At 71.4% G+C, this 14,147-nt stretch carries 13 protein-coding genes; 3 read left to right on the top strand and 10 right to left on the bottom strand.

Annotation, left to right across the window (positions count from 1 at the left end; translation table 11 throughout):
• Nucleotides 1-3: 3 nt before the first annotated feature.
• The gene (locus tag IE273_RS09945) at nt 4-1,263 is read right to left on the bottom strand and encodes an MFS transporter (protein ID WP_189814785.1); all 1,260 of its coding nucleotides are present in this window, start codon (nt 1,261-1,263) and stop codon (nt 4-6) included.
• 116 nt (nt 1,264-1,379) lie between these two features.
• Here IE273_RS09945 and IE273_RS09940 point away from each other — a divergent pair, with 116 nt between their 5' ends.
• Complete coding sequence (locus IE273_RS09940) at nt 1,380-2,399, top strand: LacI family DNA-binding transcriptional regulator (RefSeq protein ID WP_189814784.1); 1,020 nt, start codon at nt 1,380-1,382, stop codon at nt 2,397-2,399.
• A gap of 60 nt (nt 2,400-2,459) precedes the next feature.
• Here IE273_RS09940 and prcA read toward each other — a convergent pair whose 3' ends face one another.
• The 6 genes from prcA to arc form a co-directional block, all read right to left on the bottom strand.
• Complete coding sequence (gene prcA, locus IE273_RS09935) at nt 2,460-3,215, bottom strand: proteasome subunit alpha (protein ID WP_014671688.1); 756 nt, start codon at nt 3,213-3,215, stop codon at nt 2,460-2,462.
• A gap of 61 nt (nt 3,216-3,276) precedes the next feature.
• Nucleotides 3,277-4,122, bottom strand: a complete 846-nt coding sequence (gene prcB, locus IE273_RS09930; protein WP_189814783.1) for a proteasome subunit beta — start codon at nt 4,120-4,122, stop codon at nt 3,277-3,279.
• Nucleotides 4,074-4,586 carry an endonuclease VII domain-containing protein gene (locus IE273_RS09925; RefSeq protein ID WP_373309317.1) on the bottom strand — a complete coding sequence of 171 codons (513 nt, stop codon included), beginning with the start codon at nt 4,584-4,586 and terminating at the stop codon, nt 4,074-4,076. Before IE273_RS09925 ends, prcB begins: the two co-directional genes overlap by 49 nt.
• A 122-nt stretch (nt 4,587-4,708) precedes the next feature.
• Entirely contained in the window at nt 4,709-4,927 is a 219-nt protein-coding gene (locus IE273_RS09920; RefSeq protein ID WP_058079921.1) for a ubiquitin-like protein Pup, read from the bottom strand.
• 172 nt (nt 4,928-5,099) lie between these two features.
• Nucleotides 5,100-6,611 carry a depupylase/deamidase Dop gene (gene dop, locus IE273_RS09915; protein ID WP_373309316.1) on the bottom strand — a complete coding sequence of 504 codons (1,512 nt, stop codon included), beginning with the start codon at nt 6,609-6,611 and terminating at the stop codon, nt 5,100-5,102.
• Nucleotides 6,612-6,843: 232 nt separating this feature from the next.
• Nucleotides 6,844-8,610 (bottom strand): proteasome ATPase, encoded by a 1,767-nt coding sequence (gene arc / locus IE273_RS09910; RefSeq protein WP_189814781.1) that lies wholly within the window; start codon nt 8,608-8,610, stop codon nt 6,844-6,846.
• Between the two features lie 520 nt (nt 8,611-9,130).
• Between arc and IE273_RS09905 the strand changes: the two genes are divergently transcribed.
• Nucleotides 9,131-9,433 (top strand): ferredoxin, encoded by a 303-nt coding sequence (locus tag IE273_RS09905; RefSeq protein WP_041665048.1) that lies wholly within the window; start codon nt 9,131-9,133, stop codon nt 9,431-9,433.
• A gap of 7 nt (nt 9,434-9,440) precedes the next feature.
• On the opposite strand, the gene IE273_RS09900 is transcribed toward IE273_RS09905, so the two are convergent.
• From IE273_RS09900 to IE273_RS09890, 3 genes are all read right to left on the bottom strand, one after another.
• Nucleotides 9,441-10,019, bottom strand: a complete 579-nt coding sequence (locus tag IE273_RS09900; protein ID WP_189814780.1) for a hypothetical protein — start codon at nt 10,017-10,019, stop codon at nt 9,441-9,443.
• A gap of 235 nt (nt 10,020-10,254) precedes the next feature.
• The gene (locus IE273_RS09895; RefSeq protein WP_061921269.1) at nt 10,255-11,157 is read right to left on the bottom strand and encodes a tRNA (adenine-N1)-methyltransferase; all 903 of its coding nucleotides are present in this window, start codon (nt 11,155-11,157) and stop codon (nt 10,255-10,257) included.
• A gap of 138 nt (nt 11,158-11,295) precedes the next feature.
• Nucleotides 11,296-12,960, bottom strand: a complete 1,665-nt coding sequence (locus tag IE273_RS09890; RefSeq protein ID WP_189814779.1) for a site-2 protease family protein — start codon at nt 12,958-12,960, stop codon at nt 11,296-11,298.
• A gap of 179 nt (nt 12,961-13,139) precedes the next feature.
• Between IE273_RS09890 and IE273_RS09885 the strand changes: the two genes are divergently transcribed.
• On the top strand, nt 13,140-14,144 hold the full coding sequence (locus IE273_RS09885; protein WP_189814778.1) for a RecB family exonuclease: 1,005 nt from the start codon (nt 13,140-13,142) through the stop codon (nt 14,142-14,144).
• The last annotated feature ends 3 nt before the right edge of the window (nt 14,145-14,147 follow it).

Here is a 14,147-nt window from a genome sequence, read left to right as displayed (position 1 = left end):
ACATTACGCCCGATCCCCCGAGCTGAAACGGGGTTCGGCAGCACGATTTGGATCATTTTCCGATGAAGCCGCAACGATCCCGCCCCGCGCGGGAGCTGCGAGGACCCGTCCGGTGGCGAGCAGGACCAGCAGCGACACGGCCCCGGCGGCACCCGGCAGCGCGAAGCCCCACACGGTGCCACCGGCCTGGACCACCGGCCCCGCCAGGCCCGTTCCGACCGAGGCGCCCACGGTGAACGTCGTCACGAGCCAGGAGAACGCCTCGGTGACGGTCCCGCTCGGCGCGTGCCGGTCGACGAGGATGAACGCGCAGGCGATGCAGGGCGCCAGGAACACACCGGCGACCACGCTGAGCAACACCATGGCCACCGGGCCCGGCACCAGCATCAGCGGCAGGTAACACACCGCCAGAAGGGCCACCAGCACTCTGAGTCGCCGTTCGGGTGCGCCGCCCCACGCGCGGGCGCCGTAGACGGTGCCGCCGGCCAGCGCCCCGAGGCCCACCCCGGCCATCAGCCAGCCGTACACCGCGTCGCCGCCGTGACCGTCCGCGTACGACACCGAGGCGACCGTGATGGAGCCCAGCGCGATGCCCACGAACAGGAAGGCGGCGAGCAGCGCGAGCAGACCGGGCGAGCGCAGGGCGCCCAGCCAGTGGGCCTCGCGCGGGGCCGGGCGCCACGCGCGCGAGGGCGGCGAGAGCACCACGCAGAGCGCGCCGAGCACGCCCACCAGGTTGAGCACGAGCAGGGCGGCGCGCTCGTCCCACAGGGCCACGCAGAGGGTCACCAGCAGCGGGCCGACGGTGTACATGACCTCCTGCGCGATGGCGTCCATGGCGTACGCGGTGTGCACCTGCTCCTCGCGGCGCAGCACGGACGGCCACAGGGCGCGCAGGCCGCCCTCCAGGGGCGGGGCGAACAGGCCGGCCGCCGCGACGGCCGCGTAGGCGAGCGGCAGCGGGGAGGTGCCGGAGAAGGCGAAGAGGGTCATGGCCAGGGCCGCGAGGACGGCCGCGGGCAGCTGGACGCGCGGCTGGCCGTACAGGTCCACGAGGCGGCCCAGCACGGGCTGGCCGACGGCGTTGGCGACCCCGTACACGGCGGCCAGGGCGCCGGCGAGGCCGTAGGTGCCGCCCTCGGCGCGGACGAAGAGCACCAGGGCGATGGCGGCGGTGGCGTTGGGCAGCCGGCCCACCAGGGTGCCGGTGAGCAGCCGCAGCGCGTGCCTCGCCTTCAGGATCTCCAGGTATCCCGTGGCCATGTCCTGCCCTCCGTGGCTCGCCGGGGCGCCGTGACGACCCGAAGTGTTACGTATAACGTCCCTGTTCATACGTACCATGTGCGCATTCGCACGTCCAGACGACCGGGAGTCATGTGGTGTCCCGCAGCAGCACGCGCCCGACCAGCCGGGACGTCGCCCGGGCGGCCGGGGTCTCCCAGGCCGCCGTCTCCCTCGTCCTGGGCGACAAGTGGCGCGGCCGGGTGTCCGAGACCACCGCCGGGCGCGTCCGCGAGGCCGCGCGCGAGCTGGGCTACCGCCCCAACCTCGCCGCCCGCAACCTCCGCCTGGGCCACACCCGCACCGTCCTGCTCGTGGTGCCCGCCCTGACCACGGAGTTCTTCGCCGGCGTCTACACCGGCGCCGCGCGCGTGGCGGCCGAACACGGCTTCGGCGTGGTGCTCTACCCCTCCCCCGAGGGCATCGGCCCGGCCCGCGACCCCTTCGCCTCCGCGCAGGCCGCCCTGGACGGCGTCATCGCCTCCTCCATGGCCGCCGACGCCCTCACCGCCATCCGGGGCGACCAGCTGCCCCTGGTCATGCTCGACAGCGACCCGGCGGGCAGTTTGGGCGCCGCGACCGTGAACCTGGACATCGCCGACGGCGTCCGGCAGGTCGCCGCCCACCTGCTGGGCCTCGGCCACCGCCGGGTGCTGCACCTCGCCGCCGACGTGCCCTCCTGGACCTTCGAGGTCCGCGCGAGGGAGCTGGCCGCGTGCCTGGCCGCCGTGCCGGGCACCGAGGTCCGTACGGCCCGGGCCCCGATCTCCATCGAGGGCGCGCTCGCCGCCACCGAGGCCGCGCTCACCGCGCCGGGCCCCCGGCCGACGGCGGTGGTCTGCGACGACGACAAGCTCGCCGCCGGTGCCTACAAGGCGCTGCGCCGCCTGGGGCTGCGCGTCCCGGACGACATGTCCGTCACCGGCCTGGACGACCTGGCCCTGGCCACCGCGATCGACCCCGAGCTCACGACGGTACGACTGGACGCCGAGCTGTTCGGGGAACGGGGCATGCGGGCCCTGCTGGCGGTCCTGGAGGGCCGGGAGCCGGAGGGCGGGGACATCCCCGTGGAACTGGTCGTCCGGGGCTCCACGGCGCCGCCAGGCGCGTCGGCGTGAAAGCCGGGTGCCCCGGCCGGAGATCCGGCCGGGGCACCCGGCGACACGTGCGGGAGGCGGCTACTCCTCCTCGGTCTCCTCGGAGCCGTCCGCGCTCTCCGCCTCGGTGCTCGCGCCGTCCGCCGCCAGCAGACGGGCGAGCTGGCGGCCGACGATGCGCTTGAACTTGCGCTTCTGCGGGCGCGTGCGGTCCAGGACGGCGACCTCCAGGCGCTCGGCGGGGATCTCCCGCTCGCTGCCGTTGGTGTCCCGGGACAGGGCCTGCACGGCCAGCTTGAGGGCCTCCGCGAGGCTCATGCCGTCGCGGTGGCGCTGGTCCAGGAAGCTGCTGATCTGCTCGGCGTTGCCGCCCACCGCGACCGAGCCGTGCTCGTCCACGATCGAGCCGTCGTGCGGCAGCCGGTAGATCTGGTCGCCCTCGGGGGTCTCCCCCACCTCGGCCACCACCAGCTCCACCTCGTACGGCTTCTCGGCCGCGGAGGAGAAGATCGTGCCCAGCGTCTGGGCGTAGACGTTGGCCAGGCCGCGGGCGGTGACGTCGTCGCGGTCGTAGGTGTAGCCGCGCAGGTCGGCGTAGCGGACACCGCCGATGCGCAGGTTCTCGTACTCGTTGTACTTGCCGGCCGCCGCGAAGCCGATCCGGTCGTAGATCTCGCTGAACTTGTGCAGCGCGCGGGACGGGTTCTCGCCGACGAAGACGATGCCGTCGGCGTATTGCAGCACGACCAGGCTGCGGCCACGGGCGATGCCCTTGCGGGCGTACTCCGCCCGGTCGGCCATGGCCTGCTGGGGTGAGACATAGAACGGCGTCGACACCGGTTATCCGTCCCTTTCTGTCATGGTCACTGGATCACCTTGATAAGAACCGGGCCCGCGCTCAGAGCAGGGCGGCCTTGGGGCCGTCGGGCTCCTCCAGGCGCTTCTGGAGCACCGCGCGGGCGACCTCGGACGACTCGTCCTCGGTGAGCCGGCGGAAGCCGTCCTCGGTGATCACGGTGACGATCGGGTAGATCCGGCGGGCGACATCGGGACCGCCGGTCGCCGAGTCGTCGTCAGCCGCGTCGTAGAGCGCCTGCACCACGAGGGTGGTGGCCTGCTCCTCGGTCAGGTCGTCACGGAACAGCTTCTTCATCGCGCCGCGCGCGAAGATCGAGCCGGAGCCGGTCGCCGCGAAGTTGTGCTCCTCGGAACGGCCGCCCGTGACGTCGTAGGAGAAGATGCGGCCCTTCTCGCGGTCCACGTCGTACCCCGCGAAGAGGGGCACCACGGCCAGGCCCTGCATGGCCATGCCGAGGTTGGAACGGATCATGGTCGACAGCCGGTTCGCCTTGCCCTCCAGGGACAGCTGGGCGCCCTCGACCTTCTCGAAGTGCTCCAGCTCCAGCTGGAAGAGCTTGACCATCTCGACGGCCAGGCCGGCGGTGCCGGCGATGCCGACGGCCGAGTACTCGTCGGCCGGGAACACCTTCTCGATGTCCCGCTGCGCGATCACATTGCCCATCGTGGCCCGGCGGTCACCGGCGAGCACCACGCCGCCGGGGAAGGTCACGGCCACGATGGTCGTGCCGTGCGGCGCCTCGATCACGCCCTTGGTGGGAGGCAGCTGCCGGTTGCCGGGCAGCAGCTCGGGCTGGTGCCCGGCGAGGAAGTCCATGAACGAAGAAGATCCTGGCGTCAGGAAGGCAGCTGGTAGACGCCCGGTGCCACGAGAGTTGGCTTCCACGAGGTTCCTTCCAGGTAGGCAACGGCACGACGGCCAACCTCGGGGTCGTCCCTCAATTTGCCGATGGCCGAGTTGCAGTTGAAGCACAGTACGCCACGGACACTACCCGTCTTGTGGCAGTGATCCACATGCACGGGCGGGGCGTCCAGGCAGATCGCACACAGGCCCCGCTGAGAGGCGATCAACGCGTCACGCTCGGCCTCGGTCAGGCCGTAGTTGCGCTTCAGGTGGTGCTCTCGCCCCTTCGCCGCCTTGCACGTCTTGCAGAGCGTCGCCAGACCGTCTGAGGCACTGCGGTTCCGCGTCCACTCACTGTGCGGCTTGACCTGGCCACACGTACGGCAGTACTTGTGCCCCGGGGGCGCATCCACTCCCGGGCGAACGTTACGCCCCTTGGCCACCTGCCGTTGCTGGTGACAGGCGGCCGCGCACTCGCGGCAATATGCCTGCAGCCCATCACGCATCGCCCTGTTCCGCGTGAACGCTGCTCGTGGCTTGTGTCGCTTGCACCGCGAGCAGCGTTTCACGCCTTCTTCGGTTGCCACCCCGTCTCCCCCGCAACCTTCGATTCGAAGGAAGAACAGGCCTACTGGCCGCCCTTCTGAACGAAGCTCCGCACGAAGTCCTCTGCGTTTTCCTCGAGTACGTCGTCGATCTCGTCCAGGACGGAGTCCACGTCGTCCGACAGCTTCTCGTGCCGCTCCTTGAGGTCCTCCGAGCCCTGCGCGTCCTGCGCCTGCTCCTCGACCTCTTCGGTGGACCGCGTGGCCTTCTGCTGACCGCCGCCGGTGTCCTTGGTTGCCATAACCCTCACCCCGCTCAGTTCGCCTGCCGATCGGTGATGATCAGACCCTACAAGCCGGGTCCGACATCGGCCCCGCAGTTTCTCCAACGTACGGGGGCCACCCCGATGATTCCCGGGCGGTGGGGTTTCCACCCCGGCCGCCCGGACCCACCGGGTACCCCCCTGGCTCCGCTCACCCGCCGGACAGGACCCTGACCAGGTCTTCCGCGGTACGGCAGCGGTCCAGGAGCTCCTTGACGTGATTTCGCGTTCCGCGTAGCGGTTCCAGGGTTGGAACGCGCTGGAGCGAGTCGCGGCCGGGGAGGTCGAAGATGACCGAGTCCCAGGAGGCGGCCGCGACGTCGTCCGCGTACTGCTCCAGGCAGCGTCCGCGGAAGTACGCGCGTGTGTCCTCCGGCGGCTTCGTACGGGCCCTGTCGACCTCGGACTCGTCCAGCAGCCGCTTCATGCGTCCGCGGGCCGCCAGGCGGTTGTACAGGCCCTTCTCGGCGCGTACGTCGGCGTACTGGAGGTCGACCAGGTGCAGCCGGGCCGCGTCCCAGTCCAGGTCGTCGCGGCGGCGGTAGCCCTCCATCAGCTCCCGCTTGGCGACCCAGTCCAGCTCGCCGGCCAGGCTCATCGGGTCGTTCTCCAGCCGGGTGAGGGTGTCCTCCCAGCGGCTGAGGACGTCCTTGGTCTGGTCGTCGGCGTCGGCGCCGAAGCGCTCCTCGACGTACTTGCGGGCCAGCTCGAAGTACTCCATCTGCAACTGGACCGCGGTGAGGGCGCGCCCGCTGCGCAGGGTGACGAGGCGCTTGAGCGACGGGTCGTGCGAGACCTGGTGGAGGGTGCGCACGGGCTGGTCGACGGCGAGGTCCACGGCGATGAAGCCGTCCTCGATCATGGACAGGACCAGGGCGGTCGTGCCCAGCTTGAGGTACGTCGAGATCTCGGAGAGATTCGCGTCGCCGATGATCACGTGCAGCCGGCGGTACTTCTCGGCGTCCGCGTGCGGCTCGTCGCGGGTGTTGATGATCGGCCGCTTGAGCGTGGTCTCCAGGCCGACCTCGACCTCGAAGTAGTCCGCGCGCTGGCTGATCTGGAAGCCGTGCTCGTGCCCGTCCTGACCGATGCCGACGCGGCCGGCTCCGGCGAAGACCTGGCGGGAGACGAAGAAGGGCGTGAGGTGGCGCACGATGTCCGAGAAGGGGGTCTCCCGCTTCATCAGGTAGTTCTCGTGCGTGCCGTAGGAGGCGCCCTTGTTGTCGGTGTTGTTCTTGTAGAGGTGGATCGGCTGGGCGCCGGGCAGCTGCGCGGCCCGCTCGGCGGCCTCGGCCATGATCCGCTCGCCCGCCTTGTCCCACAGGACGGCGTCGCGGGGGTTGGTGACCTCGGGCGCGCTGTACTCGGGGTGGGCGTGGTCGACGTAGAGGCGCGCACCGTTGGTGAGGATCACATTGGCCAGGCCGATGTCCTCGTCGGTGAGCTGGCTGGCGTCGGCGGCCTCCCGGGCGAGGTCGAAGCCTCGCGCGTCGCGCAGCGGGTTCTCCTCCTCGAAGTCCCAGCGGGCCCGGCGGGCCCGGTGCATCGCCGCCGCGTAGGCGTTGACGATCTGGGACGAGGTGAGCATGGCATTGGCGTTCGGGTGGCCGGGGACGGAGATCCCGTACTCCGTCTCGATGCCCATTACTCGCCGTACGGTCATGCGGCCCTCCTTGCCCGGCGGCACCCTCGGTCGTGGGCGCCGCTCACGTACCGCTGGCGCTCCGGTGCGTGTGCGGTGCCCGTCCCCGCACGGCGCGACTCGGCGGCAGGAACGAGCCTAGAACGCCTTTGCGCTGGTGGGGAGATCATTTGCGTCATTGGCTGCTCCGGTCGTGGCCCGAAAAACAGTCGGCTGCGGGTACCCGCCGAGGGCACCCGCAGCCGCCCTGCCGTTACAGGTACTGACCGGTGTTCGCCACCGTGTCGATGGAGCGTCCGGTGTCCGCGCCCTGCTTCCCGGTGATGAGCGTACGGATGTACACGATCCGCTCGCCCTTCTTTCCGGAGATCCGGGCCCAGTCGTCCGGGTTGGTGGTGTTGGGCAGGTCCTCGTTCTCCTTGAACTCGTCCACGCAGGCCTGGAGCAGGTGGGAGACGCGGAGGCCCTTCTGGGTCTTCTCCAGGAAGTCCTTGATCGCCATCTTCTTGGCGCGGCCCACGATGTTCTCGATCATGGCGCCGGAGTTGAAGTCCTTGAAGTAGAGGACTTCCTTGTCGCCGTTGGCGTAGGTGACCTCCAGGAAGCGGTTCTCCTCGGATTCGGCGTACATGTGCTCGACCGCGGTCTGGATCATGCCCTGGACCGTGGAGCCCTTGTCGCCGCCGTGTTCCGCGAGGTCGTCCGCGTGCAGCGGCAGACGCTCGGTGAGGTACTTGCCGAAGATGTCCTTCGCCGCCTCCGCGTCCGGACGCTCGATCTTGATCTTCACGTCGAGCCGGCCGGGGCGCAGGATGGCGGGGTCGATCATGTCCTCACGGTTGGAGGCGCCGATCACGACCACGTTCTGCAGGCCCTCCACGCCGTCGATCTCGGCGAGCAGCTGGGGGACGATGGTGTTCTCCACGTCCGAGCTGACACCGGAGCCGCGGGTGCGGAAGAGGGACTCCATCTCGTCGAAGAAGACGATCACGGGGGTGCCCTCGCTGGCCTTCTCACGCGCACGCTGGAAGACGAGGCGGATCTGCCGCTCGGTCTCGCCGACGTACTTGTTGAGCAGCTCGGGTCCCTTGATGTTCAGGAAGAAGCTCTTGCCCGCGGCCTGGCCGGTGACCTCGGCGACCTTCTTGGCCAGCGAGTTCGCCACGGCCTTGGCGATCAGCGTCTTGCCGCAGCCGGGCGGGCCGTAGAGCAGGACGCCCTTGGGCGGGCGCAGCTCGTGCTCCTTGAACAGGTCCGGGTAGAGGTACGGCAGCTCGACCGCGTCGCGGATGGCCTCGATCTGGTTGCCGAGGCCGCCGATCTGCTCGTAGCCGATGTCGGGGACCTCTTCGAGGACCAGTTCCTCGACCTCGCTCTTGGGCACGACCTCGTAGACGTAGCCGGAGCGGGGTTCGAGCAGCAGCGCGTCGCCGGGGCGGATGGTGACGTCCAGCAGCGGCTCGGCGAGCCGTACCACCCGCTCCTCGTCGGTGTGCCCGAGCACCAGGGCACGCTCGCCGTCCTCCAGGATCTCCTTGAGGGTGACGATGTCGCCGACGCGCTCGAACTCCATGGCCTCGACCACGTTGAGCGCTTCGTTGAGCATGACCTCCTGGCCGCGCCGCAGCTCGTCGACCTCGACGCTGGGGCTGACGTTCACCCGGAGCTTGCGGCCGCCGGTGAAGATGTCGGCGGTGCCGTCCTCGTTGGCTTGCAGGAAGACACCGAAGCCGGCCGGCGGCTGGGCGAGCCGGTCGACCTCCTCCTTGAGGGCCACGATCTGGTCGCGGGCCTCACGGAGGGTGTTGGCCAGTCGTTCGTTCTGGGCGGACACGCCGGCCAGGTTCGTCTGCAGCTCGACGATCCGCTCTTCGAGAATCCTCGTGTGGCGCGGAGAGTCGGCGAGCTTGCGGCGCAGGACGGCGATCTCCTGCTCAAGGTAGGCGATCTGCCCGGCCGGGTCGTCGGACCCGCGTCCCGGGCGGATGCCGCGGTTCATGTCGTCGTCGTGGGCTGCCACGGTCCTCACCTCCTCCAAGGGGAGCTGGACGCTTCCAGACCCTACCTGGGTGGGTGTCGATTGAAACCCCTAGATCACAAAGACTGTCAAGGTGTGTCGTCGGTCACCCGGTGCACACTCCCTCGCACGGAGGGGATACCCACTCAACGTGAGGGGAAAGCAGCTTGTTCCATGCACGGCATGGTCGAATCCCTTCATTACTGACCGGAGTTGTCCGCGCCCGACCGATCGGCCCGTTTACGGGCAGCACACAGAGCGCTCGTACGATCATCACGCAGAGCGACGACTTCGGCGGATGGTGTCACCGCCGCGGCGGCCTGAAGTGATCGACCCGGCCGCCGGGGAACCCCCTTCCCGGTCCGGCGCTGGTACCCGAGCGGGCCGGGCCGGAAACCCCGAACCGGTCCCACACGGCAACAAACCGGGCGGAGGTAGGGTCGGGGGTGTCCAACAGCCGCTGGAGCGGACCCGGCTGGCCCTCGGGGTGCCGGAGCCGCCCGGCGAACCGACGGCAGGAGAGATGACCGTGCAGCAGGAGGCCCCGGGCGGCGAGGCGCTGGAGGTCTGGATCGACCAGGACCTGTGTACCGGCGACGGGATCTGCGCCCAGTACGCCCCGGAGGTGTTCGAGCTGGACATCGACGGGCTGGCCTATGTGAAGGGCGCGGACGACGAGCTGCTCCAGGCCCCCGGGGCGACCACGCCGGTGCCGCTGCCGCTGCTGACCGACGTGGTGGACTCGGCGAAGGAGTGTCCCGGCGAGTGCATCCACGTACGCCGGGTTTCGGACAAGGTCGAGGTGTACGGGCCCGACGCGGAGTGAGCCCGGTTCAGACGCTCTGGGTCCCGGCCGGGGTGGAGCGGAGGAAGGCGCTGCCGTTCCACCGCCACGAGGCCGGGGTCTTCACGTCCGGGCAGCAACTGGGCACGGCGTCCGAGGAGTAGCCGAGCAGCGTGGCGGAGACCGCACGCGCGCGGAGCGCGAAGTCGGTGACCGTGAGCCGTTCCTTCGGTTCGACGAGGGTGGCGACCACGCGGGGCTTGCCGCCGTCCGCGGAGCGGGTGAGGACGTAGACCCCGTCGGGCGGGGTGCCCATGGGGGCATCGCAGTGCACCACCGCGACGGTCTCCGGTCTGCCGTCGCCGTCCAGGTCCCCGGTGGCCTTCTTGACGACCACCGCCTTCACGGGGCCGCAGTCCAGCGGGAACCGCACTCCGGCCGTGCCCGGAGGCGCGACGGCCGCGACGGCGGACCTGCCCTCGGCGGGGGCGGACTGGGCGGCCGTGGCCGATCCGGGCTGGACGACGGAGGAGAGGGCCACGACACCCGCGACGGCCGTGGCGGTGGCGACCCAGTGGATGGGCCGGGTCTGGGTGTGCGCGAGCTCCGGAACGGCGGATTGCTGCACGAGGAGCGTCTCCTGTGAGGGCTGTGCCGGTGGGATGGGCTGCATGGTGCCACACGTCACAGTGCGCGGGAACGGCGGGGTCCGGGATTCCCCGCCGGATCCCGCGCGGGCCGTACGCGCGCGTGGACGGCGTCGCCGCTGGTGCCGGGTCAACGAAAGGGCGCCGTGGCCGAGTTCCCGGATGCGGTCGGGAACTCGGGCACGGCGCCCTCGCGTTGTGTCGGTGTGCGCCCGGTCAGCGGCCGGTGCCGCCGTCGGCGTTCGGTCCGGCGTAGTCCTCGCCGTAGGCGCCCTTGGCGGGGCGGCGGCGGCGCATGGGCGGCTCGACGCCGTCCGCGAGGCGGCGGGCGGTCAGCAGGAAGCCGGTGTGGCCGATCATCCGGTGGTCCGGGCGGACGGCCAGGCCCTCGATGTGCCAGTTGCGGATCATGGTCTCCCAGGCGGTCGGCTCGTTGAAGCAGCCGATCTCCCGGATGGACTCCACGGTCCGGGCGAGCTGGGTGGTGGTGGCCACGTAGCAGCACAGGATGCCGCCCGGGACGAGCGCCTTGGAGACGGCCTCCAGGCACTCCCAGGGGGCGAGCATGTCGAGGATGACGCGGTCGACGTCGGTGTCGGACAGGTTGTCCTGGAGGTCGCCGACGGTGAGCTGCCAGGCGGGGTGCGGGCCGCCGAAGTAGCGCTCCACGTTCTGCCGGGCGATGTCGGCGAAGTCCTCGCGGCGCTCGTAGGAGTGCAGCATGCCCTGGTCGCCGATGGCCCGCAGCAGGAAGCTGCTGAGCGAGCCGGAGCCGACGCCGGCCTCCACGACGCGGGCGCCGGGGAAGATGTCGGCGAAGGCGAGGATCTGCCCCGCGTCCTTCGGGTAGACGACGGCTGCCCCGCGGGGCATGGACAGGACGTAGTCGGGGAGCAGGGGGCGCAGCGCGAGGTAGGCGACGTTGCCGGTGGTCCGGACAACGCTGCCCTCGGGAGCGCCGATCAGTTCGTCGTGCGGGAAGGAGCCCTTGTGGGTGTGGAAGTTCTTCCCGGCTTCGAGCGTGAACGTGTAGTGGCGACCCTTGGGGTCGGTCAGCTGTACCTGGTCCCCGACCTTGAAGGGCCCGCGCCTGCGGGCGGCACCGGTCGGTTCGGACATGTGACCAGCCTACCGGTTCCCTGCCGGGGGCTTGACCGGCGGAGGGGGTGGGGGTGAGCGTACGGACGGTGCGGGCCGGGTGCGGCCGGGCGCGCGGTTCCCCGCGGCCCTCGCGGGGCGCCCCGGCTCCGGGCGCTGTCAGGCCGGCCTTGCCATCGCCCTGACGAAGGCTCGTTCCACGTCGGCGGCCGACAGAACGCCGTAGATCTCGCCGGTCTCCTCGACCACCAGGTACTCGGTGGCCGGGGTGGCGCGCAGCACGTCCAGCAGTTCTTCGCCGGCCAGCTCGGCGGAGACCCGCATGCCGTCGGTCAGCTCCTGGGCGAGGCCGCTGACGGCGACCCAGGGGCGGCGGTGCTCGGGTACGCCGACGATGGCGGCCTCGCGGACCAGCGAGAGCGGGGTGCCGTCGGCGTCGACCACGACCAGGGCGCGGGCCCCGGCGGCGTTGGCGCGGCGCAGCGCCTCGGAGAGCGGGGTGTCGTTCTCCACCGGCACGGCCCGCCGGGTGAGGGTGCGGGCGCGCAGCTCGGGGAGGTGTTCGCGCAGCCGGGCCATGCGCAGGCTGTTGCCGGCACCGGTCCAGATGATCGCGGCGAGGATGGCGGCGAGCAGGGCGTCGGTGACGGTGTCCATGCCGCCCACGTCCCCACTGCTGCCGCCGAAGGCGCCGGACTGGTTCAGCAGGGGCAGGCCGATCAGGACGGAGACGGCGAGGGCGCGGCCGACCCAGGCGGCGGCGACCGTGCCGGTCATCGGCTTGCCGCTGATCTTCCAGACGACGGCGCGGAGCATGCGGCCGCCGTCGAGGGGGAGGCCGGGCAGGAGGTTGAAGATCGCCACGATGAGGTTGGAGACCATCAGCCCGGCCAGCAGGACGCCGGGCACGGTGCCGGGCTCCACGGGCTTCATGGCGAGGTAGAACAGGCCGGCCAGGACGAGGGAGAGCAGCGGGCCGACGAAGGCCAGCACGAACTCCCGGCCCGGGGTCTCGGCCTCCTTCTCGATCTCCGAGACACCGCCGAAGAACTGGAGCTGGATGCGGCGCACCGGGAGCTTGAAGCGAATCGCGGCGACCGTGTGGGCCAGCTCGTGGACCAGGACGGAGGCGTAGAAGGCGACCGCGAAGAAGAGGGAGACCAGGTAGCGGGCGGCGCCCAGCTCGGGCAGCACGCGGTCGAGCTGTCCGCCGAAGACCCAGGTGATCAGCGCGGCGACGAGGAACCAGCTCGGCGCGACGTAGACGGGGACGCCGAAGGGGCGGCCCATGAGGATGCCGCCACCGGGTTCCTTGGGCCGCGGCTCGGGCGGCTCACCCTTGGCGATGCCGGAGTGGGCGAGGGAACGGTGCTCGGGGGCGGCAGCGTGGTGCGGTGGGGTGGGGGCCCGGTGGTCAGGCGCGCGGTGGTCCGGGGTCCGGTGGTGCGGCTCGGGCGGGACGGGGACACCGGGTGCGCGCTCCGCGTCGGGCGTGGGGGCCGCGGCCGTGTCGGGGGTGCCGCCGCTCGTACTGTCGTCCGTGCTGTTCCGGTCATCCGTACTGTTCCGGTCGCCCGTGCCGTTCCTGCCGGGACTGCCCGCCGTGGCCTCTTCCGTCGGCCGGTCGGCGGCGCCGTCGCGTGCGGTGGGCGTCGGTGCGGACTCCTCGGTGCCGTTCCCGGCCCGGTCGGCGGGGCGCGGGGGTCCGGGCTCCGGGCCTGGGGGGTCGGTGGGTCCGGTCGCCGGGGCCGTAGGGTCAGCGGAGTGCTCGGCCGGCTCGTCGTTGCCGGACCGCGGCTGCCCGCTTCCGCCGCTCACGTCCACGGTGTCCCCTCGTTCGAAGCGTCCTTCCGCACCTGCCGGACGGAAGGGTCTCCTGTCGATGGTATGCGGCCCTGGTGGCACGTTTCGCCCCGGCACCCCCTGTGTTAGCCCCGAGGACGCGCGGTGGACGCGGGCGGCGGCTGGGTCACTGTCAGTGGTGGGCCGTAAGGTCTGTGGACATGGACAGCAGCATCGACGAGGCGGCGGCCCAGCCGGGCGGCGCCGTGCAGACGCCCCCGGCCACCCCACCCCGGACGCCGGACCCCGCGATGCCTGCGGCCACGGAGCCGGCCGGGGAAGCGGCGCCGCGGACGAATCCGGTACCGGCCGCGGGCGGAGCGGGCGCGGAGCGGAGCGCCGCGGCGCCGACCTCCTTGTCGCCCTCCCGGGCCAGTGACTTCATGCAGTGCCCGCTGCTGTACCGGTTCCGGGTGATCGACCGGCTGCCGGAGAAGCCGAGCGAGGCGGCGACGCGGGGCACGCTGGTGCACGCCGTGCTGGAGCGGCTGTTCGACGCGCCCGCCGGAGAGCGGACCGCGCCGCGCGCCAAGGCGCTCATCCCGGGCCAGTGGGACCGGCTGCGCGAGAGCCGCCCGGAGGTGACCGAGCTGTTCGCCGACGACCCCGAGGGGCAGCGGCTGGCCGGATGGCTCGCCGGGGCCGAGCGGCTCGTGGAGCGATGGTTCACGCTGGAGGACCCGACGCGGCTGGAGCCGGCCGAGCGCGAGCTGTTCGTGGAGGCCGAGCTGGAGTCGGGTCTGCGGCTGCGCGGGATCATCGACCGGGTGGACGTGGCGCCGACCGGCGAGGTGCGGATCGTCGACTACAAGACGGGCAAGGCCCCCCGCCCCGAGTACGCCGAGGGCGCGCTGTTCCAGATGAAGTTCTACGCCCTGGTGGTGTGGCGGCTGAAGCGGGTCGTCCCGCGCCGGCTCCAGCTCGTCTACCTGGGCAGCGGGGACGTGCTGACGTATGACCCCGTCCTCGCCGACCTGGAGCGGGTGGAGAGCAAACTGCACGCGCTGTGGGAGGCCATCGGACAGGCCACGGAGACCGGGAACTGGCGGCCCCGGCCCACCAAGCTGTGCGGCTGGTGCGACCACCAGGCGCACTGCCCGGAGTTCGGCGGCACTCCCCCGCCCTACCCGCTGCCGGTCACGGCGCCCGGGCCCGGGACCGTGTGAACC

It is taken from the genome of Streptomyces olivaceoviridis, from assembly GCF_014650115.1.
GTDB lineage: Bacteria > Actinomycetota > Actinomycetes > Streptomycetales > Streptomycetaceae > Streptomyces > Streptomyces olivaceoviridis.
The sequence above is the reverse complement of the archived record's forward strand: the minus strand, read 5'-3'. Positions and strand labels throughout refer to the sequence as shown.